At 54.6% G+C, this 25,666-nt stretch carries 24 protein-coding genes; 20 read left to right on the plus strand and 4 right to left on the minus strand.

The genetic code is table 11. The features are described 5' to 3' along the window. The first annotated feature begins 3 nt into the window (after window positions 1-3). The 11 genes from BM373_RS03130 (at window position 4) to ptsG (ending at window position 10,525) form a co-directional block, all read left to right on the plus strand. Complete coding sequence (locus BM373_RS03130) at window positions 4-957, plus strand: beta-ketoacyl-ACP synthase III (protein WP_090459322.1); 954 nt, start codon at window positions 4-6, stop codon at window positions 955-957. A 17-nt stretch (window positions 958-974) separates the two neighbouring features. Further along, on the plus strand, window positions 975-1,904 hold the full coding sequence (gene fabD, locus BM373_RS03135; protein WP_090459325.1) for an ACP S-malonyltransferase: 930 nt from the start codon (window positions 975-977) through the stop codon (window positions 1,902-1,904). A gap of 18 nt (window positions 1,905-1,922) precedes the next feature. After that, window positions 1,923-2,657 (plus strand): 3-oxoacyl-ACP reductase FabG, encoded by a 735-nt coding sequence (gene fabG / locus BM373_RS03140; protein WP_090459328.1) that lies wholly within the window; start codon window positions 1,923-1,925, stop codon window positions 2,655-2,657. Window positions 2,658-2,835: 178 nt separating this feature from the next. Continuing rightward, window positions 2,836-3,072, plus strand: a complete 237-nt coding sequence (gene acpP, locus BM373_RS03145) for an acyl carrier protein (protein WP_000103754.1) — start codon at window positions 2,836-2,838, stop codon at window positions 3,070-3,072. A gap of 88 nt (window positions 3,073-3,160) precedes the next feature. Beyond that, window positions 3,161-4,402: a beta-ketoacyl-ACP synthase II gene (gene fabF / locus BM373_RS03150; RefSeq protein WP_090459331.1), complete on the plus strand. Its 1,242-nt coding sequence runs from the start codon at window positions 3,161-3,163 to the stop codon at window positions 4,400-4,402. A gap of 123 nt (window positions 4,403-4,525) precedes the next feature. Next, on the plus strand, window positions 4,526-5,341 hold the full coding sequence (gene pabC / locus BM373_RS03155) for an aminodeoxychorismate lyase (RefSeq protein ID WP_090459332.1): 816 nt from the start codon (window positions 4,526-4,528) through the stop codon (window positions 5,339-5,341). Beyond that, window positions 5,338-6,360 carry a cell division protein YceG gene (gene yceG / locus BM373_RS03160; protein ID WP_090459334.1) on the plus strand — a complete coding sequence of 341 codons (1,023 nt, stop codon included), beginning with the start codon at window positions 5,338-5,340 and terminating at the stop codon, window positions 6,358-6,360. The genes pabC and yceG overlap by 4 nt, the downstream gene beginning before the upstream one ends. Beyond that, the gene (tmk, locus tag BM373_RS03165; RefSeq protein ID WP_090459337.1) at window positions 6,350-6,991 is read left to right on the plus strand and encodes a dTMP kinase; all 642 of its coding nucleotides are present in this window, start codon (window positions 6,350-6,352) and stop codon (window positions 6,989-6,991) included. The genes yceG and tmk overlap by 11 nt, the downstream gene beginning before the upstream one ends. Beyond that, window positions 6,988-7,989 (plus strand): DNA polymerase III subunit delta', encoded by a 1,002-nt coding sequence (holB, locus tag BM373_RS03170; RefSeq protein ID WP_090459340.1) that lies wholly within the window; start codon window positions 6,988-6,990, stop codon window positions 7,987-7,989. The genes tmk and holB overlap by 4 nt, the downstream gene beginning before the upstream one ends. Before the next feature lie 10 nt (window positions 7,990-7,999). Continuing rightward, a complete protein-coding gene (locus BM373_RS03175; RefSeq protein ID WP_090459342.1) occupies window positions 8,000-8,794 on the plus strand; it encodes a metal-dependent hydrolase in 795 nt (264 codons plus the stop codon). A 297-nt stretch (window positions 8,795-9,091) separates the two neighbouring features. Continuing rightward, complete coding sequence (gene ptsG, locus BM373_RS03180; protein ID WP_090459344.1) at window positions 9,092-10,525, plus strand: PTS glucose transporter subunit IIBC; 1,434 nt, start codon at window positions 9,092-9,094, stop codon at window positions 10,523-10,525. 217 nt (window positions 10,526-10,742) lie between these two features. On the opposite strand, the gene fhuE is transcribed toward ptsG, so the two are convergent. Continuing rightward, on the minus strand, window positions 10,743-12,956 hold the full coding sequence (gene fhuE / locus BM373_RS03185) for a ferric-rhodotorulic acid/ferric-coprogen receptor FhuE (RefSeq protein ID WP_090459346.1): 2,214 nt from the start codon (window positions 12,954-12,956) through the stop codon (window positions 10,743-10,745). A 303-nt stretch (window positions 12,957-13,259) separates the two neighbouring features. On the opposite strand from fhuE, the gene hinT reads away from it, so the two are divergent. The 8 genes from hinT (at window position 13,260) to BM373_RS03225 (ending at window position 19,349) form a co-directional block, all read left to right on the plus strand. Then, window positions 13,260-13,616, plus strand: coding sequence for a purine nucleoside phosphoramidase (hinT, locus tag BM373_RS03190; RefSeq protein ID WP_090459348.1), 357 nt, complete (start codon window positions 13,260-13,262; stop codon window positions 13,614-13,616). Between the two features lie 5 nt (window positions 13,617-13,621). Beyond that, window positions 13,622-13,996: a YcfL family putative periplasmic lipoprotein gene (locus tag BM373_RS03195; RefSeq protein WP_090459350.1), complete on the plus strand. Its 375-nt coding sequence runs from the start codon at window positions 13,622-13,624 to the stop codon at window positions 13,994-13,996. A 12-nt stretch (window positions 13,997-14,008) separates the two neighbouring features. After that, entirely contained in the window at window positions 14,009-14,656 is a 648-nt protein-coding gene (lpoB, locus tag BM373_RS03200; RefSeq protein WP_090459353.1) for a penicillin-binding protein activator LpoB, read from the plus strand. Continuing rightward, window positions 14,637-15,458, plus strand: coding sequence for a thiamine kinase (gene thiK / locus BM373_RS03205; RefSeq protein WP_090459355.1), 822 nt, complete (start codon window positions 14,637-14,639; stop codon window positions 15,456-15,458). Before lpoB ends, thiK begins: the two co-directional genes overlap by 20 nt. 11 nt (window positions 15,459-15,469) lie before the next feature. Next, entirely contained in the window at window positions 15,470-16,492 is a 1,023-nt protein-coding gene (nagZ, locus tag BM373_RS03210; protein ID WP_090459358.1) for a beta-N-acetylhexosaminidase, read from the plus strand. Between the two features lie 39 nt (window positions 16,493-16,531). Next, window positions 16,532-17,074: an alpha/beta hydrolase YcfP gene (ycfP, locus tag BM373_RS03215; protein WP_090459360.1), complete on the plus strand. Its 543-nt coding sequence runs from the start codon at window positions 16,532-16,534 to the stop codon at window positions 17,072-17,074. A gap of 233 nt (window positions 17,075-17,307) precedes the next feature. Further along, on the plus strand, window positions 17,308-18,612 hold the full coding sequence (locus BM373_RS03220; RefSeq protein WP_090459362.1) for an NAD(P)/FAD-dependent oxidoreductase: 1,305 nt from the start codon (window positions 17,308-17,310) through the stop codon (window positions 18,610-18,612). Between the two features lie 197 nt (window positions 18,613-18,809). Next, a complete protein-coding gene (locus BM373_RS03225) occupies window positions 18,810-19,349 on the plus strand; it encodes a glycine zipper 2TM domain-containing protein (RefSeq protein WP_090459365.1) in 540 nt (179 codons plus the stop codon). Window positions 19,350-19,845: 496 nt separating this feature from the next. Here the strand turns inward: BM373_RS03225 and BM373_RS03235 are convergent, their stop codons facing one another. Then, entirely contained in the window at window positions 19,846-20,484 is a 639-nt protein-coding gene (locus BM373_RS03235; protein WP_090459369.1) for a TetR/AcrR family transcriptional regulator, read from the minus strand. A 243-nt stretch (window positions 20,485-20,727) separates the two neighbouring features. Here BM373_RS03235 and bhsA point away from each other — a divergent pair, with 243 nt between their 5' ends. Continuing rightward, window positions 20,728-20,985, plus strand: a complete 258-nt coding sequence (gene bhsA / locus BM373_RS03240) for a multiple stress resistance protein BhsA (RefSeq protein WP_090459371.1) — start codon at window positions 20,728-20,730, stop codon at window positions 20,983-20,985. A 77-nt stretch (window positions 20,986-21,062) separates the two neighbouring features. Here the strand turns inward: bhsA and BM373_RS03245 are convergent, their stop codons facing one another. Together BM373_RS03245 and mfd are read right to left on the minus strand one after the other, a co-directional pair. Further along, on the minus strand, window positions 21,063-22,025 hold the full coding sequence (locus BM373_RS03245; protein WP_090459374.1) for a L,D-transpeptidase LdtC: 963 nt from the start codon (window positions 22,023-22,025) through the stop codon (window positions 21,063-21,065). Window positions 22,026-22,158: 133 nt separating this feature from the next. Then, window positions 22,159-25,605, minus strand: coding sequence for a transcription-repair coupling factor (gene mfd / locus BM373_RS03250; RefSeq protein ID WP_090459376.1), 3,447 nt, complete (start codon window positions 25,603-25,605; stop codon window positions 22,159-22,161). Between the last annotated feature and the right edge of the window lie 61 nt (window positions 25,606-25,666).

The following is a 25,666-nucleotide window of genomic DNA, read 5'->3' on the forward strand; positions in this document are numbered from 1 at the left end:
TACATGTATACGAAGATTATTGGTACCGGCAGCTATCTGCCCGAACAAGTGCGAACCAACGCCGATTTGGAAAAAATGGTGGATACGTCTGACGAGTGGATTGTCACGCGCACAGGTATCCGTGAACGCCGTATTGCCGCACCAAATGAAACGGTTTCTACCATGGGATTTGAAGCCGCAACGCGCGCGCTTGAAATGTCAGGTATTGATAAAGACCAGATTGGTTTGATCATTGTCGCGACCACGTCTGCCACGCACGCATTCCCGAGCGCAGCCTGCCAGGTGCAGAGCATGCTGGGTATTAAAGGCTGCCCGGCTTTTGATGTGGCTGCGGCTTGCGCGGGCTTCACCTATGCATTGAGCATTGCCGATCAATATGTAAAAAGCGGCGCGGTAAAAAACGCGCTGGTGATTGGTTCTGACGTGCTGGCGCGCACCTGCGATCCTGCCGATCGCGGTACAATCATTATTTTCGGTGACGGTGCGGGTGCCGTGGTGCTTGGCGCATCTGAAGAGCCGGGCATTATCTCTACTCATCTGCATGCCGACGGGAGCTATGGTGAACTGCTGACGCTGCCAAATCTCGATCGCGTCACCCCGGATAACTCCACTTACCTGACCATGGCGGGTAACGAAGTCTTTAAAGTCGCGGTGACTGAGCTTGCGCACATCGTGGAAGAGACGCTGACGGCCAATAATCTCGACCGTTCTGAGCTCGACTGGCTGGTGCCGCATCAGGCTAACCTGCGTATTATCAGCGCGACCGCGAGAAAGCTTGGCATGTCGATGGATAACGTCGTTGTCACGCTCGACCGACATGGCAATACCTCTGCCGCTTCCGTGCCGTGTGCGCTGGATGAAGCGGTACGTGATGGCCGCATTAAGCCTGGCCAGTTGGTTCTGCTTGAGGCTTTCGGTGGCGGTTTCACCTGGGGTTCTGCACTGGTTCGCTTCTAGGATTTAAGGATTAAAAAATGACGCAATTTGCATTTGTGTTTCCGGGACAGGGTTCTCAGGCGGTGGGCATGCTCGCTGAACTGGCGGCAGACTATCCGGTAATTGAAGAGACTTTTCGCGAAGCTTCAGCAGTTCTTGGTTACGACCTGTGGGCGCTGGCGCAGTCTGGCCCGGCAGAAGAACTGAACAAAACCTGGCAGACGCAGCCTGCGCTGCTGACCGCTTCCGTCGCGCTGTGGCGCGTCTGGCAACAGCAGGGTGGCAAAACGCCTGCGATGATGGCAGGCCACAGTCTGGGCGAATACTCCGCGCTGGTTTGCGCCGGTGTGATTGATTTCGCAGACGCCGTTCGCCTGGTCGAACTGCGTGGCAAATTCATGCAGGAAGCTGTACCTGCGGGTACCGGCGGTATGTCAGCGATCATCGGTCTTGACGATGCGGCGATTGCTAAAGCCTGTGAAGACGCTGCCGAAGGGCAGGTTGTTTCTCCGGTTAACTTCAACTCGCCAGGCCAGGTGGTGATCGCGGGTCATAAAGAAGCCGTTGAGCGTGCGGGCGCTGCCTGCAAAGCTGCAGGAGCTAAACGTGCGCTGCCGCTGCCGGTAAGCGTACCGTCGCACTGTGCACTGATGAAACCGGCCGCTGAGAAACTGGCCGCAGAACTTGAGAAAATCACCTTCAACACCCCTGCGATTCCGGTTGTTAACAACGTAGATGTGAAGTGTGAAAAAGATGAAGCGGCAATCCGTGATGCTCTGGTTCGCCAGCTTTACAGCCCGGTGCAGTGGACGAAGAGCGTAGAATTCATGGCTTCACAGGGCATTGAGCACCTGTATGAAGTAGGGCCAGGCAAGGTATTAACCGGTCTGACTAAGCGTATTGTTGACACTCTGACTGCCACGGCGATTAACGAGCCAGCGGCTATGTCAGCGGCACTTGCGCAATAATAGAGGAAAACCAAAACCATGAGTTTTGAAGGAAAAGTTGCGCTGGTTACCGGTGCAAGTCGTGGCATTGGCCGCGCGATTGCTGAAACACTGGTTGCGCGCGGCGCGAAAGTGATCGGCACGGCAACCAGCGAAAATGGCGCACAGGCCATTAGCGAGTATTTAGGTGCTAACGGAAAAGGTTTGCTGTTAAACGTGACCGATCCTGCATCTATTGAATCTGTTCTGGAAAATATTCGCGCAGAGTTTGGCGAAGTAGATATCCTTGTCAATAACGCCGGGATCACTCGCGACAACCTGTTAATGCGAATGAAAGATGATGAGTGGAACGATATCCTCGAAACCAACCTGTCATCAGTCTTCCGTCTGTCAAAAGCGGTAATGCGCGCTATGATGAAAAAGCGTCATGGTCGTATTATCACTATCGGTTCTGTGGTTGGTACCATGGGAAATGCGGGTCAGGCTAACTACGCTGCGGCGAAAGCAGGTCTGATTGGCTTTAGTAAATCGCTGGCGCGCGAAATCGCGTCCCGCGGTATTACCGTAAACGTTGTTGCTCCGGGCTTTATTGAAACGGACATGACGCGTGCGCTATCTGACGATCAGCGTGCGGGTATTTTGGCGCAGGTTCCTGCGGGTCGTCTCGGCGGCGCTCAGGAAATCGCCAATGCAGTTGCATTTTTGGCTTCTGACGAGGCGGGTTACATCACGGGTGAAACATTGCACGTCAACGGCGGAATGTACATGGTTTAACCACGTTATTCCCTAAAGCACGTTAAGGGAATAATTTCATTTGCGTTATCAGGGCAAAAAGCCTCAAAATAGCGTAAAATCGTGGTAAGACCTGCCGGGATTTAGTTGCAAATTTTTCAACATTTTATACACTACGAAAACCATCGCGAAAGCGAGTTTTGATAGGAAATTTAAGAGTATGAGCACTATCGAAGAACGCGTTAAGAAAATTATCGGCGAGCAGCTGGGCGTTAAGCAGGAAGAAGTGACCAACAATGCTTCTTTCGTTGAAGACCTGGGCGCAGATTCTCTTGACACCGTTGAGCTGGTAATGGCTCTGGAAGAAGAGTTTGATACTGAGATTCCGGACGAAGAAGCTGAGAAAATCACCACCGTTCAGGCTGCCATTGATTACATCAACGGTCACCAGGCGTAAGTGAACATCTCCAGGCGGTCATTCGACCGCCTGAGTTTTATTTTTTATTCCCACAAGTCTGTTTTTTATCCCTCCCTGGAGGACAAACGTGTCTAAGCGTCGTGTAGTTGTGACCGGACTTGGCATGTTGTCTCCTGTCGGCAATACCGTAGAGTCCACCTGGAAATCTCTCCTTGCCGGTCAGAGTGGCATCAGCCTGATCGACCATTTCGATACTAGCGCCTATGCAACGAAATTTGCTGGCTTAGTAAAGGATTTTAACTGTGATGACATTATCTCGCGCAAAGAACAGCGCAAGATGGATGCCTTCATTCAATATGGAGTTGTCGCCGGTGTTCAGGCCATGCAGGATTCTGGTCTGGAAGTGACGGCAGAGAACGCGACCCGTATTGGTGCTGCTATCGGCTCCGGTATTGGCGGCCTCGGTTTGATCGAAGAGAACCACAGTTCACTCGTGAACGGTGGCCCACGCAAAATCAGCCCGTTCTTTGTACCTTCGACGATTGTTAATATGGTGGCCGGACATCTGACCATCATGTTGGGTCTGCAAGGCCCGAGCATCTCTATCGCTACCGCCTGCACCTCAGGCGTACACAACATTGGCCACGCCGCACGTATTATCGCTTACGGCGATGCAGACGTCATGCTGGCCGGTGGTGCTGAGAAAGCCAGTACCCCGCTTGGCGTGGGTGGCTTCGGCGCGGCACGTGCGCTCTCAACCCGTAACGACAACCCGCAAGCGGCGAGCCGTCCGTGGGATAAAGAGCGTGACGGTTTTGTCCTGGGCGACGGCGCAGGCATTATCGTGCTTGAAGAGTATGAGCATGCGAAAAAACGCGGCGCGAAAATCTATGCGGAACTGGTCGGCTTTGGGATGAGCAGCGATGCTTACCACATGACGTCTCCGCCGGAGAATGGCGCTGGTGCAGCACTGGCTATGACCAATGCACTGCGTGATGCCCAGCTCGATCCCGCTAAAATCGGTTACATCAATGCGCACGGCACCTCGACCCCTGCGGGCGATAAAGCTGAAACGCAGGCTGTTAAATCCGTATTTGGCGACGCAGCAAGCCGCGTAATGGTCAGTTCAACGAAATCCATGACCGGTCACCTGCTGGGTGCGGCGGGCGCGGTAGAATCTATTTATTCTATCCTTGCGTTGCGCGACCAAATGATCCCACCGACCATCAACCTGGATAACCCGGATGAAGGTTGCGATCTGGACTTTGTGCCGCATGTTGCGCGTCAGGTGAGTAATCTCGAGTACACCCTGTGTAACTCGTTCGGTTTCGGCGGCACCAACGGCTCTCTGATCTTCAAAAGAGTCTGATCCTGCCCGCTCAACTGATAAAGGCCCGCTCGTCGGGCCTTTCGTTTTTTTGATTCAGTTTTCTCCGCTTGTCGATCTTCTTTCTGCCTGCCAAACTGAACGGCCATGCGAACAGGAGCCGCTATGTTCTTGATAAATGGTCGTGAGCAGGAAATGCTTGCGGCGAGCGACAGAGCCATTCAGTTTGGCGATGGTTGTTTTACTACCGCCCGCATCCAGGCGGGTAACGTTACGTTTCTGACTGCCCATTTGCGGCGGCTGCGGGACGCCTGCGAAAAACTTATGCTCGCCTTCCAGGACTGGTCGGTACTGGAAGAGGAAATGGTGCGCCTGGCGCGGGATCATGACAGCGGCGTGCTTAAGGTCATTATCACCCGCGGCAGCGGCGGGCGTGGTTACAGCGCTGCGGCTTGTCATTCGCCATCGCGGATCCTTCGCGTTTCGGACTATCCTGCACACTATTCTCGCTGGCGGGAAGAGGGCATTCGCCTGGCACCCAGTCCGGTTCGCCTCGGACGCAATCCTCATCTTGCTGGCATAAAACATCTCAACCGTCTTGAGCAGGTGCTGATCCGTACTCATCTTGAGCAGACAGAAGCCGAAGAAGCCCTGGTTCTTGACAGTGACGGGTGGCTTACGGAATGCTGTGCCGCGAATTTATTCTGGCGCAAGGGAAGCACAGTGTTCACCCCCCGGCTTGATCATGCGGGTGTGAAGGGCATTATGCGGGAGCACTGCATCGCCATGCTGGCGTCATCCTCTTTTCGGGTGACGGAAGTGAACGCCACGCCTGACGCGCTCGTGGACGCCGATGAAGTGCTGATCTGTAATGCGTTAATGCCGCTGGTTCCTGTTCGTGCGTGTGATGATTTGACATGGACATCGCGCGCGCTTTACGACTTTTTAGCCCCACTTTGTGAGCATTCGATCTCGTCATGAAGAAAATGTTTCGGTTTATTTTATTGCTGCTGGTGGTGCTGGGCATCGCCGCAGGTGCAGGTATATGGAAAGTCCGCCAGCTTGCGGACAGCAAATTACTCATTAAAGATGAGACGATTTTTACGCTGAAAGCGGGAACCGGGCGCGTGGCGCTGGGTAATCAGCTTCACGGCGAAAAAATCATCAATCGCCCGCGTGTATTCCAGTGGCTATTACGCATTGAGCCCGATCTGTCGCACTTCAAAGCCGGCACCTATCGCCTGACGCCAGGCATGACAGTGCGCGATATGCTCATTTTGCTGGAAAGCGGTAAAGAAGCGCAGTTTCCGCTGCGTCTGGTGGAAGGGATGCGCCTGAGTGATTACCTTCGCCAGTTGCGCGATGCGCCCTGGATTAAGCACACCTTAAAAGACGACAGCTATCAGACGGTCGCTGCGGCGCTGGATTTTGAACATCCTGAGCTGATTGAGGGCTGGTTCTGGCCGGATACCTGGATGTACACCGCCAATACCACTGACATCGCGCTGCTTAAGCGTGCGCATCAAAAAATGGTCGCGGCAGTCGATAAAACCTGGGACGGACGCATGGAAGGGCTACCGTATAAGGATAAAAACCAGCTAATGACCATGGCGTCGATTATTGAAAAAGAGACGGCAGTGGCCAGTGAACGCGATCGGGTGGCGTCGGTGTTTATTAACCGCCTGCGCATTGGCATGCGCTTGCAGACCGATCCGACGGTAATCTACGGTATGGGTGAAAAATACACCGGCAAGCTGGGACGTAGCGATCTTGAGACCCCAACCGCGTACAATACCTACACCATTAGCGGCTTGCCGCCAGGTCCGATTGCCACACCAGGCGAGGCGTCGCTTAAGGCAGCGGCTCATCCGGCGAAAACACCCTATCTCTATTTTGTGGCAGATGGTAAAGGCGGGCATACCTTTAATACCAATCTTGCCAGCCACAACCGGTCAGTGCAGGACTATCTGAAAGTGCTTAAGGAAAAAAATGGGCAGTAAATACATCGTTATCGAAGGGCTTGAGGGCGCGGGAAAAACCACGGCGCGTGACGTAGTGGTCGAAACGCTAAAAGATCTTGGCGTCAGCGAGATGATTTTTACCCGCGAGCCGGGCGGTACCCAACTGGCGGAAAAATTACGCAGCCTGGTGCTGGATATTAAATCCGTTGGCGATGAGATCATTACCGACAAAGCCGAAGTGCTGATGTTTTATGCTGCCCGTGTGCAACTGGTTGAAACAGTGATCCAGCCTGCGCTGGCACGTGGCTGCTGGGTGATTGGTGATCGTCACGACCTCTCCACTCAAGCCTATCAGGGCGGCGGGCGCGGTATCGACAACACAATGCTGGTGACGCTGCGCGATGCGGTGCTGGGTGATTTCCGTCCCGATTTAACGCTCTATCTGGATGTTACCCCGGAAGTGGGCTTAAAACGCGCCCGCGCTCGCGGTGAACTGGATCGTATCGAGCAGGAGTCGCTGGATTTCTTCAACCGCACCCGCGCCCGTTATCTGGAACTGGCGGCGCAGGATCCACGGATCCGCACCATTGACGCCACCCAGACGCTGGATGCGGTGATCCGCGATGTTCGCCACACCGTCACGGCCTGGGTAGAGGAGCAGGGCGCATGAAATGGTATCCATGGTTACGCCCGGACTTTGAACAACTGATTGCCAGCTATCAGGCCGGACGCGGACACCATGCGTTACTCATCCACGCGCTGCCCGGTATGGGCGAGGATGCGCTGATTTACGCCATCACCCGCTACCTGATGTGCCAGCACCCGGTGGAGCACAAAAGCTGCGGCCAGTGTAAAGGCTGCCAGTTGATGCAGGCCGGGACGCATCCTGATTACTACGCGCTGACCCCGGAGAAGGGGAAATCAACCCTCGGTATTGATGCGGTGCGGGAAGTCAGTGAAAAGCTGTATGAACATGCCCGGCTGGGTGGCGCAAAAGTCGTCTGGATCAGCGATGCTGCGCTGCTGACTGACGCGGCTGCCAATGCGCTGCTGAAAACGCTTGAAGAGCCGCCTGTCAGCACGTGGTTTTTCCTCGCCTGCCGCGAACCGGCCCGCCTGCTGGCGACGCTGCGTAGTCGCTGCCGGATGCATCATCTTTCCCCGCCTGCGGAAAACTATGCGCTGGCATGGTTAGGGCGTGAAAGTACTGCCTCCCCTGAAGCCAGACAAACCGCCCTGCGTTTGAGCGGCGGTTCGCCGGGCGCAGCACAGCAATTGCTTGCCGATAACTGGACACACCGTGAGACGCTGTGCAACGCCTTTGATAGCGCCCTGAATCAGGCTGACTGGTTATCGCTACTCAGCGTGCTCAATCATGAGCAGGGGGCTGAACGGCTGCAATGGCTGGCGTCGCTGTTAATGGATGCGTTAAAGATCCAGCAAGGCGCGACGCTTCTCACCAACATGGACGTACAGCCGCTGGTCACCCGTCTGGCCCACCAGATCCGCGCGACACGCCTGCAGGCGATGCTGACAGCGCTTTTCCGCTGCCGGGAGCAATTGCTGACGGTCACCGGCGTGAACCGCGAACTATTATTAACCGATCTTTTATTGTGCTGGGAGCATTGCCTGCAACCCGGCACGGTACTTCCTGTATCCCATCTCTGAGAGAGACATTATGTTTTTAGTCGACTCCCACTGCCATCTTGATGGCCTGGATTATCAGTCATTGCATAAAGACGTTGCCGATGTGCTGGCGAAAGCCGCGGCGCGCGACGTGAAATTCTGTCTGGCGGTTGCCACGACTCTGCCAGGTTACCGCACCATGCGTGAGCTGGTGGGCGAGCGCGACGACGTGGTTTTTTCCTGCGGCGTCCATCCGCTAAACCAGGATGAAACTTATGATGTCGAAACGCTGCGCAAGTGGGCGGCGGAAGAGGGCGTTGTCGCAATGGGCGAAACCGGCCTCGACTATTTCTACACCCCGGAAACCAAAGCGTTACAGCAGGAATCGTTCCGCAACCATATCCGCATCGGTCGCGAGCTCAATAAGCCCGTTATTGTGCACACCCGTGACGCCAGGGAAGACACGCTGTCTATCCTGAAAGAAGAAAAGGTGACGGATTGTGGTGGTGTACTACACTGCTTCACAGAAGACAGAGAAACAGCCGGTAAATTGTTGGACATGGGCTTTTATATCTCGTTTTCCGGGATTGTCACTTTCCGTAACGCAGAGCAACTTCGTGATGCCGCGCGCTACGTGCCGCTCGACAGGCTGCTGGTAGAGACGGACTCACCGTATCTGGCACCGGTACCACACCGGGGTAAAGAGAACCAGCCTGCGATGGCCCGCGATGTAGCCGACTACATGGCGGTACTGAAAGGTGTTCCGGTTGAAGAACTGGCGCAACAGACCACGCAAAACTTCGCCAGACTCTTCCATATCGACCCCGCCCGCCTGCAATCCGCCTGATCGTTCAGTTTTTTTTTAGCTCGTAATTAATATTTATTGCGAGTAAAGTTCACCGCCACAAAAGGGGCGGTGACGTACTCTTTTGACACATTCAGACACGACTTTTGTAAATTAACGCAAGTTTCACGAAGGCCGCTGGCTGAAACGTGATAGTCGTCAAACAAAGTTACGCCGATTTATTTTACTCTGCGTAATAAATAAAGGGCACTTAGATGACCTGTCCACGGCGCGGCTCTCCCCCCGTGCCAATGCGTGAAAACGTAAAAAAAGTACAAATACTCAGGAGCACTCTCAATTATGTTTAAGAATGCATTTGCTAACCTGCAGAAGGTCGGTAAATCACTGATGCTGCCAGTATCCGTACTGCCTATCGCAGGTATCCTGCTGGGCGTCGGTGCGGCAAACTTCAGCTGGTTGCCAGGCGTGGTTTCTCACGTTATGGCAGAAGCGGGCGGTTCTGTTTTTGCAAACATGCCGCTGATTTTCGCGATCGGTGTGGCGCTTGGCTTCACCAACAACGACGGCGTTTCTGCGCTGGCCGCTGTAGTCGCTTACGGCATCATGGTGAAAACCATGGCGGTGGTTGCGCCGCTGGTGCTGCATTTACCTGCTGAAGAAATCGCGGCGAAACACCTGGCAGATACCGGTGTTCTGGGCGGTATCATCTCCGGTGCGATTGCAGCCTATATGTTCAACCGCTTCTACCGCATCAAGCTGCCTGAGTATCTGGGCTTCTTCGCCGGTAAACGCTTTGTACCGATCATCTCTGGTTTGACCGCGATCGTCTTCGGCGTTGTGCTGTCCTTCATTTGGCCGCCGATTGGCTCTGCGATTCAGACCTTCTCTCAGTGGGCTGCTTACCAGAACCCGGTTGTGGCATTCGGTATTTACGGCTTCATCGAGCGTTGCCTGGTACCGTTTGGTCTGCACCACATCTGGAACGTTCCTTTCCAGATGCAGATTGGTGAATTCACCAACGCCGCAGGTCAGGTCTTCCACGGTGACATTCCGCGTTACATGGCAGGCGACCCGACTGCGGGCAAACTGTCTGGTGGCTTCCTGTTCAAAATGTACGGTCTGCCGGCTGCGGCTATCGCCATCTGGCACTCAGCGAAACCTGAGAACCGTGCGAAAGTGGGCGGTATCATGATCTCCGCGGCGCTGACCTCGTTCCTGACGGGTATCACCGAGCCGATCGAGTTCTCCTTCATGTTTGTTGCGCCGATCCTGTACGGAATTCACGCAGTTCTGGCAGGCCTGGCCTTCCCGATCTGTATCCTGCTGGGTATGCGTGACGGTACGTCCTTCTCTCACGGTCTGATCGACTTCATCGTTCTCTCCGGTAACGGCAGCAAAATTTGGCTGTTCCCGATTGTTGGCCTGTGCTACGCGGCGATTTATTACACCGTGTTCCGTGTGCTGATTAAAGCGATGGATCTGAAAACTCCAGGTCGTGAAGATGCGTCTGACGATGTGAAAGCAACCGGCACCAGCGAAATGGCACCGGCTCTGGTTTCAGCATTCGGTGGTAAAGACAACATCACTAACCTTGATGCCTGTATTACTCGTCTGCGTGTAAGCGTGGCCGATGTGGCGAAAGTTGATCAGGCTGGCCTGAAAAAACTGGGTGCCGCAGGCGTGGTTGTCGCAGGTTCCGGCGTTCAGGCCATTTTCGGTACCAAATCCGATAACCTGAAAACCGAAATGGATGAATACATCCGCAGCAACTAAGTCATAGTCTGGGGAGACTGAGGGAGCCGAATGGCTCCCTTTTTTACGTCTGTGCTTTGTTGCTTGCCCCTCACCCCGGCCCTCTCCCCAGGGGAGAGGGGGAAAGACCAGTTCATGCTCGATCTGTCCCCTCTCCCTGTGGGAGAGGGTTAGGGTGAGGGGGTAACCGAATAAAAAAAGGGGAGCCAGCTGGCTCCCCCTGTTCATTTCACATCAATCAGAAGCTGTAACTTGCGCTCACAGAGAAGTTACGCGGCGCACCGTACACGCCGTAAGTGCCCAGATAATCGTAATACTCTTTATCGAATACGTTGTTCAGGTTCGCCTGCACGCTAAGGTTTTTCGTTGCCTGATAGCGGGTGAACAGATCAACCACGGTATAACCGTTCTGAGAGATACGCGTCGGACCATTCGGGCCCGCGATGTCCTGCCAGGTTTTGTTCTGCCAGCGTGCGCCGCCGCCGATTGCCAGTTCAGGCAGCATCGGTAGCTGGTAGCGGGTAAACAGTTTCATCGTGGTGCGCGGCTGCTCCGGGCTGACGGCTACGCCATCGCCATCTTCTGCAACATAGCGGGTGGCACCAAAGGTCAGTTGCAGGTTATCCGTTAACGCGCCGTTCAGCTCAAACTCAACGCCTTTACTGACAGTGCCGCTGACAGATTTGTAAGCCGTCTGGCCGCCAGAGTTCGGGATGGTCACGCCAGTGCTAACCGCCACATCGTCCTGCTCAGTGCGGAACACGGCCAGCGATGCGGTCAGACGGGTGTTGAACCAGTCACCTTTAATCCCCGCTTCGTAGCTGTCGCCGGTGGTCGGATCGAGGAACACGCTGTTCGCGTCACGCTGACCGGTCGGCTGGAAGATCGAGGTGTAGCTGCCGTAAACGGAGAACGTATCGTCAATGTCGTAGATCAGCCCGGCATAGGGCGTCACCTTGTCAAACTTAGCGTTGCGGATCTCGTCCGGCTTACGCTCCAGGTTGTATTTGGCGCTCCACTCGGTATAACGCGCGCCGAGGATCAGGTGCAGCGGGTCAGCCAGGGAAAGACGGGTGGCAAGATAGCCGGACTTCTGACGGATCACTTCACGCTGATACAGGGCAAAGTCGGACCACGCCGGGTAAGCCAGCGAATTGCCGTTGTAGTTGTGAATATTCCCCACGTCCATCAGGCCGAAGTTATCGTTGACCGGATAGGAGTTGTCATAGTTGTTGCGCTGACGACTGTAGCTGCCGCCGAACATCAGTTCGTGCTGACGGCCTAACAGCTCGTAGCCACCGCGAACAAAGGCATCCACGGAATCCTGCTTACGCTCGCCGACGTTCCAGCCACCCCACGCGCCCTGGAACAGCGCTGAGTTGTACAGGCCAGTGGCTCTGTCCGGGAAGCCGTCGATATACATCAGGCGGCTGTCGAAATTGGTTTCCGCGTGCATGGCGTTAATTTTCGCTTCCCAGCCGTTGTCGAAACGCTGCGTCAGGTTTGCGAAAATTTTGGTGTCATCTTTATTGGAGTAGGCCCAGTCAGCGGCGGTATTAAAACCACGACGGAAATGGGTGCGGCTGCCATCGCTGTACAACGACGGGAACCCGCCCCAGGTCGGGCTGTCGCTGTCGCTTTCCTGGTAGCTGTAGCCTAACGAGAGCAGCGTGGAGTCGGTGATGTCCGCATCAACCACGCCGTAAACAAATTTTTTGCGCGTGCTGTTACGTTCAACAAAAGAGTCGCCATCTTCGTAACCGGTGATCACTCGGCCACGCACATTACCGGATTCAGTCAGCGGAGCCTGCAAATCCAGCACATAGCGCTCTTTACCCCAACTGCCGTAGGTCGCGGAAGCGGAGCCTTTAAATTCTTTGCTGTCTGCGTGCTTACGTACCATGTTGACGTAAGCCGACGGGTTGCCGGTGCCGCTCATCAGGCCCGCTGCGCCACGGACCACTTCGATACGATCGTATATGGCGGTGTCACCCGTGGTATCGCCAAAGTTCCAGCGGTTATCGAGGAACGTCGGCATATCTTCATACGCGAAGTTGCTGATGATAAAGCCGCGGGAATAGAAATTGGTGCGGTTGGTATCAATACGGGAAGCGCTTACGCCGGTCGTATTCTCCAGCACGTCCTCAATCGTGGTCAGTTCCTGATCCTGCATACGTTGCTGGCTCATCACGCTGACTGACTGCGGAATATCACGCGGTACCAACAGCAGTTTGGTCCCGGTGGTGGTGGTTTTAACGCTGTAATCCTGATCCTGACTATCGACAACGTCGTTAGTCATTGTTCCGTCAACGACAACGGTATCTTCCGTGGCATTAGCTTCCGCAGCCAGCGTGGCGGCAGGGGTAAGAGCGAAGGCAATGCAGACCGCCAGCAGAGATGGATTCGTGGCAGGCGGACGTTGTCCATTCCTGGTGTGAATGGTGAAAGACATCATAAACCCTTTTGCGTGTTAGAAAGTTAAGGCCCACTAGCGATACGTTGTCGTTACTGAGCGTGTTGTTTATTCAGGTATGAAATACGCATGGAAATGCAAATGCGAAATATACGCATTACAGTTCAGGATGTAAACAGACGTAAGTTTTATTACAAAGAAGGGCTTTACCCGGCAGTCAGTCAGTTACCTGTTGTCTGGGATTTTCAGCAGGGAAGAAAAAGAGGTTTATAGTTGAAACATCAGGAGATTCTCGCTCATACTCTCAGGCAATATTATGCAGTCATAAAGAAGGAAGATGACATGGCCGAAGAAACCATTTTCAGCAAAATTATTCGTCGCGAAATACCGTCAGACATCGTCTGGCAGGATGAGCTTGTTACCGCGTTTCGCGACATCTCTCCGCAGGCTCCAACGCACATTCTGATCGTCCCCAATATTCTTATTCCTACGGTGAATGATGTAACCGAAGCGCATGAGCAGGCGCTGGGCCGCATGATGACCGTGGCGGCAAAAATCGCACAGCAGGAAGGGATCGCGGAAGACGGCTATCGCTTGATTATGAACTGTAACCGCCATGGCGGGCAGGAAGTCTATCATATTCATATGCATCTCCTGGGTGGCCGCGCGCTGGGCCCCATGCTGACGCATAAAGGTTAAAAATAATGAATAAAGGGTGCATGTGCGCGTTACTGGCGGCGATTCTGCTTGCCGGATGCAGCTCGCGTCCGGAAATCCCGGTGAGCGATGAGCAAACGCTGGTAATGGAATCTACCGTGCTGGCCGCCGGGATCAGCGCGGAAAAGCCTGAACTGACGCGAACAGATATTCAGGCCTCGGCCTCCTCCTCGCTCTACAATGAAAGGCGTGAACCGATCACCGTTAATTACCGCTTTTACTGGTATGACGCCAGAGGTCTGGAAATGCATCCACTCGAAGCACCGCGAAGTGTGACGGTGCCGGGCAACTCGTCGGTAACGCTTTATGGCAGCGCCAGTATGCTGGGCGCGCATAAAGTCCGACTTTATCTCTATTTGTAAGGGGTGAATTTGATGAGAAATATGGTGCGCTATACGCTACTGATGACGGTAGCCCTCGTTCTGACCGCGTGTCAGATGCCGCGCGAACAGCCGCCTGCGCCGGTTGAAGAAGTAAAACCTGTGCAGCCACAACCTACCGTGCCTGCGCAACCTCTGCCCACCGTACCGTCGGTGCCTTCCGTACCGTCGCAGCCGGGTCCTATTGAACATACGGATGAACCTGCTCAGCCTGCGCCGCGTGAACGTCATTATGACTGGAATGGTGCAATGCAGCCGATGGTGGGCAAAATGCTTCAGGCCAGCGGTGCCAGCGGCGGCAGCGTTCTGTTAGTAGACAGCATCAATAACCGCACCAACGGTTCGCTTAACACGGCTGAAGGAACGGAAACCCTGCGCAATGCGCTGGCGAATAACGGTAAATTCACGCTGGTGTCAGCGCAGCAATTAGCGATGGCGAAACAGCAACTGGGGCTTTCCGCCCAGGACAGCCTCGGTTCGCGCAGTAAAGCCATTGGCATTGCCCGCAATGTCGGTGCGCAGTATGTGCTGTACTCCAACGTCTCCGGCAATGTGAATTCCCCGTCGCTGCAAATGCAGCTGATGCTGGTTCAAACGGGTGAAATAGTCTGGTCGGGTAAGGGTGCCGTCTCTCAACAATAAGTTTTCGCGTGACGAGGTACTGTCACGCTTTTTTCCGCACTATTCACTCGCCGCCAGCCTGACTTCTGTTGGGCTTGGCGGCGGCAGTGTGATCATTGAAAACGCCCATCAACGTCTTGTGTTGCGCCATGCGCATGCCGCAAACGCCTCCGCGCCATTTTTGCGTCAGTACCGCGCCCTCAAGCGTCTGCCGTCTACGCTTGCGCCCGCCCCGGTGTTTTACTGTGAAGGCTGGATGGCGGTCGATTACCTTGAAGGAGAGGTAAAAAGCGCGCTACCGGCTACCGACGCGCTCGCCGGGCTGTTGTATCATCTGCATCAGCAAACCCGCTTTGGCTGGCGAATAACGTTATTGCCCCTGCTTGAGGCGTACTGGCAGGGCGCATCCCCGGCACGCCGCACCCCACGGTGGCTGCGTGAACTTAAACGTCTGCGCAAGCTCAAAGAGCCGAATGTGTTTCGCCTTGCGCCGCTGCACATGGATGTCCATGCCGGGAATCTCGTCAATACCGCCCAGGGGCTACGGCTGATTGACTGGGAATATGCGGGAGACGGTGATATCGCGCTGGAACTGGCGTCGGTCTGGACTGACAATGAGCACGCGCGCCGGGATCTGGTAGATGCCTATGCCCGTTCCGCCCGTGTTGAGGCAGATGTGCTCTGGCATCATGTCCGTCAGTGGCGTCCCTGGGTCTTAATGCTGATGGTAGGCTGGTACGAATGCCGCTGGCGACAGACGGGTGAACAACAATTTATCACTCTGGCAAATGAAACATGGTGTCAGTTACAAACAAAAGGATAAGAGAGGTCAGTGTGGGTCCGGTAATGTTAGATGTCGAAGGCTATGAACTGGATGCGGAAGAGCGCGAAATTCTGGCGCATCCGCTGGTGGGGGGCTTAATCCTCTTTACCCGCAACTATCACGATCCCGAGCAGCTTCGGGAACTGGTGCGTCAGATCCGCGACGCCTCCCGTCACCGGCTGGTGGTGGCGGTGGATCAGGAAGGCGGGCGCGTTCAGCGTTTCCGTGAAGGATTCACCCGGCTGCCGGCTGCCCAGTCCTTCGCTGCGCTGTTGGGCGTGGAAGAGGGCGCAAAGTGTGCTGAAGAAGCGGGCTGGCTGATGGCGAGTGAAATGATCGCCATGGACATTGATATCAGCTTCGCACCGGTGCTCGATGTCGGTCATATCAGCGCAGCCATCGGCGAGCGTTCCTATCATGCCGATCCCGCCACTGCGCTTGCGGTCGCCACGCGTTTTATCGACGGAATGCACAGCGCCGGAATGAAAACCACCGGCAAGCATTTCCCCGGTCACGGAGCGGTGAGTGCCGACTCGCACAAAGAAACCCCGCGCGATCCGCGCGAAGAAGCAGAAATCCGCGCCAAAGATATGTCGGTGTTTCGCACGCTGATCACCGACAATAAACTCGACGCCATCATGCCCGCGCATGTGATTTACAGCGACGCCGATCCGCGTCCGGCCAGCGGTTCACCGTACTGGTTAAAAACGGTGTTGCGCGAAGAGCTGGGCTTTAACGGCGTCATTTTCTCTGACGATTTGTCGATGGAAGGGGCCGCCATCATGGGCAGTTATGCCGAACGCGGCCAGGCGTCGCTGGATGCGGGCTGCGATATGATCCTGGTGTGTAATAATCGTAAAGGCGCGGTAAGCGTGTTGGATAACTTGTCACCGATCAATGCAGAGCGTGTTACGCAGTTGTATCATAAAGGTTCATTTACGCGTCAGGAATTGATGGATTCCGCGAAGTGGAAAACGGTCAGCGCCCGGCTTGAACAGCTACATGAGCGCTGGCAGGAACACAAAGCCCATTAATCCGCCCTTAGAGGGGAGTTGTAGTGTGGTGAGGACACAATGATCATTTATTTACACGGTTTTGATTCAAACAGCCCGGGTAATCATGAAAAGGTGCTGCAACTACAGTTTATCGATCCCGATGTGCGATTGATTAGCTACAGTACGCGCCATCCTAAGCATGATATGCAGCATTTGCTTAAAGAAGTGGACAAAATGTTGCAGCTTAACATTGATGAGCGTCCGCTGATTTGCGGTGTGGGGCTGGGCGGCTACTGGGCTGAACGTATCGGTTTTCTTTGTGATATCCGTCAGGTGATTTTCAATCCTAATCTTTTCCCGGAAGAGAATATGGAAGGCAAAATCGACAGGCCGGAAGAATATGCCGATATCGCAACCAAGTGCGTGACAAATTTTCGTGAGAAAAATCGCGATCGTTGCCTGGCCATTCTCTCCCGCCGCGATGAGGCGCTGGACAATCAACGTAGCGCGGCACTGCTTCATACCTGGTATGAAATCGTCTGGGATGAAGAACAGAGCCATAAATTTAAAAATATCTCGCCGCATTTACAGCGTATCAAAGCGTTTAAGACGCTCGGTTAATGCCAGCCTTTTTATAAAAGTCAGCCAGATGGCTGACTTTTTTTACCCTCCGCGTTAAAAAAGCCTATCTTTTAAGCAGCAAAACTTGATGTATATCAATTTTGGTATGACCAATGCACCGTTCGTGTTATTCTCGATACAGATTTGCGGTTTCATTTCAGTAACTTGTTGTTAATTAAACGTTATTTATATAACTTTTAGTTAACAATTGGTTAATAATTTAGGGGGTCACGTTGACTACACCATTGAAAAAGATTGTGATTGTTGGCGGTGGGGCTGGCGGACTGGAGCTGGCAACGCAACTGGGCAAAAAATTAGGGCGCGGTAAAAAAGCAAAAATTACGCTGGTCGATCGCAACCACAGCCATCTGTGGAAACCGCTGCTGCATGAAGTGGCGACCGGATCGCTGGATGAGGGTGTGGATGCGCTGAGCTACCTCGCCCACGCGCGTAACCACAATTTCCAGTTCCAGTTGGGATCGGTGGTGGATATCAATCGCGAAAGCAAAACCCTGACGCTGGCCGAACTGCGCGATGAGAAGGGCGAACTGCTGATGCCTGAGCGCAAACTGGCCTATGACACGCTGGTGATGGCGCTGGGCAGTACCTCCAATGACTTCAACACGCCGGGCGTGAAAGAGCACTGCATTTTCCTCGATAACCCGCATCAGGCGCGTCGTTTCCATCAGGAAATGCTGAACCTGTTCCTGAAGTATTCCGCTAACCTCGGCGTGAATGGCAAAGTCAACATCGCCATTGTCGGCGGTGGCGCAACGGGCGTGGAGTTGTCGGCTGAACTGCATAACGCGGTGAAACAGTTACACAGCTACGGTTATAAAGGGCTGTCCAACGAAGCGCTGAACGTGACGCTGGTGGAAGCGGGCGAGCGCATTCTGCCTGCACTGCCGCCGCGCATCTCGGGTGCGGCGCACAATGAACTGACTAAGATGGGCGTACGCGTCCTCACGCAGACCATGGTGACCAGCGCCGATCAGGGCGGTTTGCATACCAAAGATGGCGAATACATTCAGGCCGATTTAATGGTCTGGGCCGCCGGGATCAAAGCGCCGGACTTTATGAAGGACATTGGCGGACTGGAAACCAACCGTATTAATCAGCTGGTCGTTGAGCAGACATTGCAGACCACCCGCGATGCGGATATCTACGCTATCGGCGACTGTGCCTCCTGCGCCCGTCCGGAAGGTGGCTTTGTGCCGCCGCGTGCGCAGGCTGCGCATCAGATGGCGACCTGTGCGCTGCACAACATCCTGGCGCAGATCAAAGGTAAGCCGCAGAAAGCATACGTCTATAAAGATCATGGTTCGCTGGTATCGCTGTCTAACTTCTCCACGGTCGGCAGCCTGATGGGTAACCTGATGCGCGGTTCAATGATGATTGAAGGGCGTATGGCGCGCTTTGTCTATATCTCTCTGTACCGTATGCACCAGGTTGCGCTGCACGGTTATTTCAAAACCGGTCTGATGATGCTGGTTGGCAGTATTAACCGCGTTATTCGTCCGCGTCTGAAACTGCATTAATTAATGCACATCGCCCCGTCGGGAACCGGCGGGGCAATTCAGCATATCCTTCTGTTAATTCCGGGAATGTGCTTAAGACTCATCTGAATCATGTTATTTTCCCGCACAACCTCCCACCATTTACGCGCATTCTGATTGGCTTACTTCCCCCTTTAATTGCAGAATTGTTACTAATAGCAAAGAAGGGAGAGAATCCTGTGAATAAATCAATGTTAGCGGGTATTGGCATTGGGGTCGCTGCGGCTCTGGGCGTTGCGGCAGTGGCAGGCTTGAATGTATTTGATCGCGGCCCGCAGTATGCGCAGGTCGTGTCGGCCACGCCGATCAAAGAAACGATCAAGACGCCGCGCAAGGAGTGTCGTAACGTCACCGTCACGCACCGCCGTCCGGTACAGGATGAAAATCGCCTGACCGGTTCGGTACTGGGCGCAGTCGCTGGTGGGGTAATTGGTCACCAGTTTGGCGGTGGACGCGGTAAAGATGTTGCCACAGTGGTAGGTGCGCTCGGCGGTGGTTATGCAGGCAATCAGATCCAGGGATCGATGCAGGATAACGACACCTACACCAGCACGCAGCAGCGCTGCAAAACGGTGTACGACAAATCAGAAAAAATGCTCGGCTACGATGTCACCTATAAAATCGGTGACCAGCAGGGCAAAATCCGGATGGATAAAGAACCTGGTACCCAAATTCCTCTGGACGGTAACGGCCAGTTGATTCTGAATAACAAAGTATAAAAAAGCAGTCCCTACAGATTGACTCCCCATTCGCTCAGGCTGGGGAGTCCTTTTTTTGCATTAACGTTATTTACTCAAATCGCATTATGTTGGCGGATAAGGAGACACCCTGTAATTAATACAGAGATAAACGCAAACAGTACTGAACCACCACATAATACCCAGAGACTAAATAACAATGTTATTACTATTAGCACTTTAATGAATGGTAATAGCAAAATCATTTTCATTTTCCTTCTGCATGTGAAGCCCGTTAAAAGTCCTGATTCCGTCGCTGAAAAATCAAAAATCTGCCGCTGCGTCTTCATGACATAATGATGTTATCCCGATCACACTCCTGAAATTGTTAGCAGGAGAATAATCTTAAAATAAGCATAGCAAAGCGGGGCGGGAGCATAAAAGGTTTTGCCTATCGTTGCCATAGGCTGAAAGCATGAGGAAGCGAAAAGTGACGGGTGATTTATAAGGCCCGCGGTTAACCGCCGGGCCTTATACATTATGCGGTCTTAACTAATTCAGGCCACAAACGCAGGGTGGTATGCGTAATTTGCATCAGCGTTTCAAGGCTTGCGCCTTCACGGGCACTTACCGACATCCCCTGCAAAATACAGCTTAAAAACTGCGCCAGATTTGCCGTATCGGCACTGGCAGGTAACTCACCGCGCGACTGGCGCTGCTGCAAGAACTGCAAAAGTGTTTTTTCCTGCAAGGCATGACGCGACTTGATCGTATGCGCAATCTCATTCGATGAGGCAGCAAGCGTGGCCGACGTATTAATCATAAAGCAACCCGCTGGCGTATCTTTATTGCTAAAGCAGGTGGCAATGGCGGAGAAATAATCCAGTAGCGCCTGCTCAACGGATTTCTCCTCGCACAGCAACTGCGCTTCGTAGCGCGACGCAAACCGGGTGATATAGCGATCCAGCACCGCCCGGAATAACCCTTCTTTATTGGTAAATTCCGCATACAGCGTCGGCGCTTTCGCCCCCGTCGCTTCGACCAGATCGGAGAGCGAGGTCGCTTCATACCCGTGCTTCCAGAAAAGCGTCATCGCTTTATCCAGCGCCGCCTCTCTGTCGAACACTTTCGGTCGGCCACGGCTTTTTTTTGTACAACTGGTGACATCGTGAGTCATTGTGCCGCCTTAAAGGTGTTGGTTTGTTGAACAATCATTATAAAAATAAACCACGCCCGTGACCAGCAACGTTTTCCTAAAAATATTTTCATCCTATCGTTATGAAATTTAAGGCGTTAAAAATTAATATAACGATCATTATAAAATAATATTGACGAGTGACGCAGATCACGTTTATGATTTACCTATCGATCGTTAAGTTAATCCTTGCGACGCCCCTAAAACTGATACAGGTAAAAAATCATGAAAAACGTTAAAGCTCTGTTCGTTGCTGCCATCCTCGGTTCCGTCTCTTTTGCAAGCGTTGCAGCCGTAGAAGTTCAGGCCACCCCGGCTAATCAGCAGCAGGTCGGTTCCATTACCGCCACTGCGGGTGCTAACCTGAGTTCACTGCAAGACCAACTGGCACAGAAAGCGGATGAAATGGGGGCAACCTCTTACCGCATCACTTCCGTAACTGGTCCTAACACTCTGCACGGTACTGCGGTTATCTATAAATAAGCCCGTGTTGCTGTAAAAAGTTGCTATAAAAAAAGCCTTGCCGGCATCACCGGCAAGGCTTTTTTATTAGGCGCAGATTACATCGCCTGCGGCACCGCATCATGCGCGGTCACATCAACGGGCATCCCGGAGCGCAGCTGGATCGCCTGATCCATTAACATACCGTCGGTTTGCGCATCGATTTTAAACGCCTCCATGCTGGCAGGAACGATGATAGGCTGCGTTTTCGGATCGTCATCAATAGATTTTGACAACGGCTGGTGCACTTCCACCAGGCGGGTACCATCCGGCTCCACGGCAGTTTTCAGCGGAGCGTTAATGATGTTGACCTTCGTACCCGGCGTCACGAGCCTGTACAGCGTCTCAATATCGTTGTCGCGCAGGCGTATGCAGCCCGAACTGACGCGCATCCCAATACCGAAGTCTGCATTCGTACCATGAATTAAATAGACACCGCCGTAAGCGGCCAGACGAATGGCATGATGCCCCATCGGGTTATCCGGCCCGGCAGGTACCACCGGCGGCAGGTCAATGCCCTGAGCTTTATAGCGGGCGCGAATATTCGCCGTCGGCGTCCAGGTCGGATTGGCGCGCTTATCGGAGACGCTGGTGGTCATGGTCGGCGTCAGGGTATCGCCACCTAACTGGCCAATACCAATTGGATAAACAGTGACCTCATTTTTGCCCGCCGGGAAGTAGTACAGGCGCAGTTCCGCCAGATTGATGACGATCCCCTGACGCGGGACATCCGGCAGCAGCGTTTGCAACGGAATAGTCAGCACGCTTCCGGCGCGCGGCACATAGGGATCGACGCCAGGATTAGCCTGCAATAGCGCCAGAAACCCGACGTTGTATTTCTTAGCGATCGCCTCAAGCGAACCGCCGTCATTTTCCACCACATGAAAACGATTCTCGCCCACCAGTCGGCTGCCATTGGCGGGAAGCGGCCAGGTGTTTGCCCGGGCGGGGAGGGCGAGGGTGAGCGTAGCGGCGACGGCAAAAAACGTCAGCCAGCGTGAAAGGCGCACAGGTTTCATCATTATTATCATCCACGACTATCAGGTTATTGTTATTGAACAGGTAAGTATGGCTGGGGGGATTGTCGGGAAACCGCGAGAAGTGCAAAGAGTATGTAAAGGTTGGCGCACGTCATTGCGACGTGCGCCATCAGGATCAAGCGGTAGCGTTTTCCGCGAGTTGCTGCATAAACTGACGGATCCAGTCCATGCGCAGTTTACGCTCGCCCAGATCCCGCATAAATTTAAGCCGGGTCGGGCCATCAAGCCGGAAATGCTGCGGCTGTTTTTGCAGCAAGCCAATCAGCCACACCGGATTGATGTGATTATTTTCCGCAAACTCAATCACCCCGCCTTTGTCATTGCCTTCCAGCTTACGAATACCCAGGCGCTGTGCCTGCTGACGCAGCAAGGCGATGTCCAGCAGAGTGCGCGCCGGGTCCGGCAGCAGGCCAAAGCGATCGATCAGCTCAACTTTAATCTCATCAAGCTCATTCTCCGTTTTGGCGCTGGCTACCCGCTTATAGAACGACAGGCGGGTATTGACGTCAGGAATGTAATCGTCAGGGATCAGGGCAGGCATCCGCAACTCGACTTCCGTTTGCTGGCTGACCAGATCTTCCAGCGACGGCTCGCGCCCCTCTTTTAACGCATCCACCGCGTTCTCCAGCATCTCCATATACAGCGAGAAGCCGATGGTTTCCATCTGTCCGCTCTGGCCTTCGCCGAGCAGTTCGCCCGCGCCACGGATCTCCAGATCGTGCGTCGCCAGCGCAAAGCCCGCGCCCAGATCTTCCAGTGAGGCGATAGCTTCCAGACGTTTTTGCGCATCGGTGGTCATCGCCTTCGGATGCGGGGTGAGCAGCCAGGCGTAGGCCTGATGGTGCGAACGCCCGACGCGACCACGTAACTGGTGCAACTGCGCCAGGCCGAAGTGATCGGCACGCTCAATGATAATGGTGTTGGCAGTCGGAATATCGATGCCGGTTTCAATGATCGTGGTACACACCAGCACGTTAAAACGCTGATGGTGGAAATCATTCATCACCCGCTCCAGTTCGCGCTCGCGCATCTGCCCGTGACCGATGGCAATGCGCGCCTCCGGCACCAGCTCTGCCAGGCGTTGCGCGGCTTTCTGGATATTTTCCACATCGTTATAGAGATAGTAGACCTGGCCGCCGCGCAGAATTTCACGCAGCATCGCCTCGCGCACCACCAGATTGTCATACTCCCGCACGAAGGTTTTCACCGCCAGACGGCGGGCAGGCGGCGTGGCGATGATCGACAGATCGCGCATTCCGCTCATTGCCATATTCAGCGTACGCGGTATCGGCGTGGCGGTCAGCGTCAGAATATCCACGTCGGCGCGCATCGCTTTAATGCGCTCTTTATGGCGCACGCCGAAGCGATGCTCCTCATCGACAATCAGCAGGCCCAGATCGCGCAGTTTGACGTCGTCCTGCAACAGCTTGTGGGTACCGATCAGAATATCGATTTTCCCTTCGGCAGCCTGTTCAATAATTTGCGCCTGCTCTTTGGCGCTGCGAAAACGCGACAGCATCTCAATGCGCACCGGCCAGTTGGCAAAGCGATCGCGGAAGTTATCGAAGTGCTGTTGCGCCAGCAGGGTAGTGGGTACCAGCACCGCCACCTGCTTGTTGTTTTCAATGGCGAGGAAAGCGGCGCGCATCGCCACTTCGGTTTTACCGAAGCCCACATCGCCGCAGACCAGACGATCCATCGCCAGCGGCTGGCACATGTCGCTGAGGACGGCGTTAATCGCCTGCGCCTGATCGGGGGTGGTTTCGAACGGGAAGCCTTCACAGAAAAGCTGATACTGTTCACGGTTATGCTTAAAAGCAAAACCGCTTTTGGCTGCCCGCTGGGCGTAAATATCCAGCAGTTCTGCCGCCACATCGCGCACTTTCTCGGCGGCTTTTTGCCGCGCGCGGGTCCAGGCATCGCTGCCGAGTTTATGCAGCGGCGCGTTCTCCTCTGCGCCCCCGGCGTAGCGGCTGATCAGATGCAGGGACGACACCGGTACATAAAGTTTGGCGTCGCCCGCGTAGGTCAGCATCAGGTATTCGCCTTTAATACCGCCCGCTTCGAGAGTGGTCATGCCCGCGTAGCGCCCGACGCCGTGTTCAAGATGCACCACCGGCTGGCCGGGATGCAGTTCCGCCAGGTTGCGGATCAGAGTATCGGGATTAATGGCGCGGCGATTATCCTGGCGGCGGCGGGAAACGCGCTCGCCCAGCAGATCGCTTTCACAAATCAGCGCGCGATTGCGCAGCGTGTCGATAAAACCGTGCTCGGCGGAGCCAATAATCAGATAGCGGCCCGTGTCGGTGGCTTCATCCAGACGCAGAATACGTTTAGGCGCGACTTTGATGCGTGCCAGCAGTTCGCCCAGCGCTTCGCGGCGGCCTTCGCTCTCCACCGAGAACACCACCGGGCCGTCGAACGATTCGAGGAACTTGCGCAGCGCATCCAGCGGTGATTTTTGCTGCGCCTGCACCGCCAGATCCGGCAGCGTCTGGTAGCCGAGATTGGTATTGGCGGCTTTATCCGCCAGCTTGTCGGTTTTCAGTTGCAGGCGCGGCCAGCGTTTAAGCTCCGCAAACAGCTCGTCGGTGCGCAGCCAGAGTTTTGCCGGTGGCAGGAGAGGGCGCATCGGGTCCACGCCCCGGTTCTCATAGCGCGCCTGCGTTTCGCTCTGGAAGCGCTCGGCGCTGCTTTCCAGATCGCCGGTATTGATCACCAGCGTATTCGCCGGGAAATAGCTGAACAGCGGCGGCAGCGGCTCGCTAAAAAACAGCGGCTGCCAGTATTCGATCCCCGTCGGCAGCGTGCCTTTGCTCACCTGCTGATAGATATGCTCGGCGTCGCGCTTAACGTCGAAATTATCGCGCCACTGGCTGCGGAACAGCTCAATCGCGGCTTTGTCGGTCGGGAATTCATGGGCGGGCAGCAGGTTGATGGCGTCAACTTCCTCCAGCGTGCGCTGGGTATCGGCATCAAACAGACGCAGGCTGTCGATTTCATCATCAAAGAAATCGAGGCGATAGGGCTGCGCGCTGCCCATCGGGTAGAGATCCAGTAGCGCACCGCGCGTGGCGTACTCGCCGTGCTCCATCACCTGATCGACGTGGCGATACCCGGCGCTGTCCAGTTGCGCACGCAGCGCATCGCGCGACAGGCGCTGGCCTTTTTTCATCACCAGCGCATGACCGTGCAAATAGCTGTGCGGGCAGACGCGCTGCATCAGGGTATTAACCGGCATGATCAGCACGCCGCGCTGCATGGCGGGCAACTGATAGAGCGTGGAAAGACGCGAGGAGATAATTTCCTGATGCGGCGAGAAATTGTCGTACGGCAGCGTTTCCCAGTCAGCCAGGTTCATCACCAGATTGTCGGTAAACTGCCTGATTTCGTCGTGCAGGCGCAGCGCATTTTGCATATCGGGGGCGATAAGGACTACCGGGCCTGCGTGACGTTCAATAATTTCCGCCACTTCGGTGGCACAGGCACTGCCGGTGAGTTCACCCAACTGGCGTTGGTCGCCCGCTTTGCTGGGCAGGGAATAACGGTATTGTTCAGGCATAGCGGCTGTCAGGATCTCTTATGGGTACGCCCCCTAAATGGGGGCATATCGCTGAAACACA

The sequence above is a fragment of the Enterobacter sp. kpr-6 genome (genome assembly GCF_900116015.1).
Classification (GTDB): Bacteria; Pseudomonadota; Gammaproteobacteria; order Enterobacterales; family Enterobacteriaceae; genus Enterobacter_D.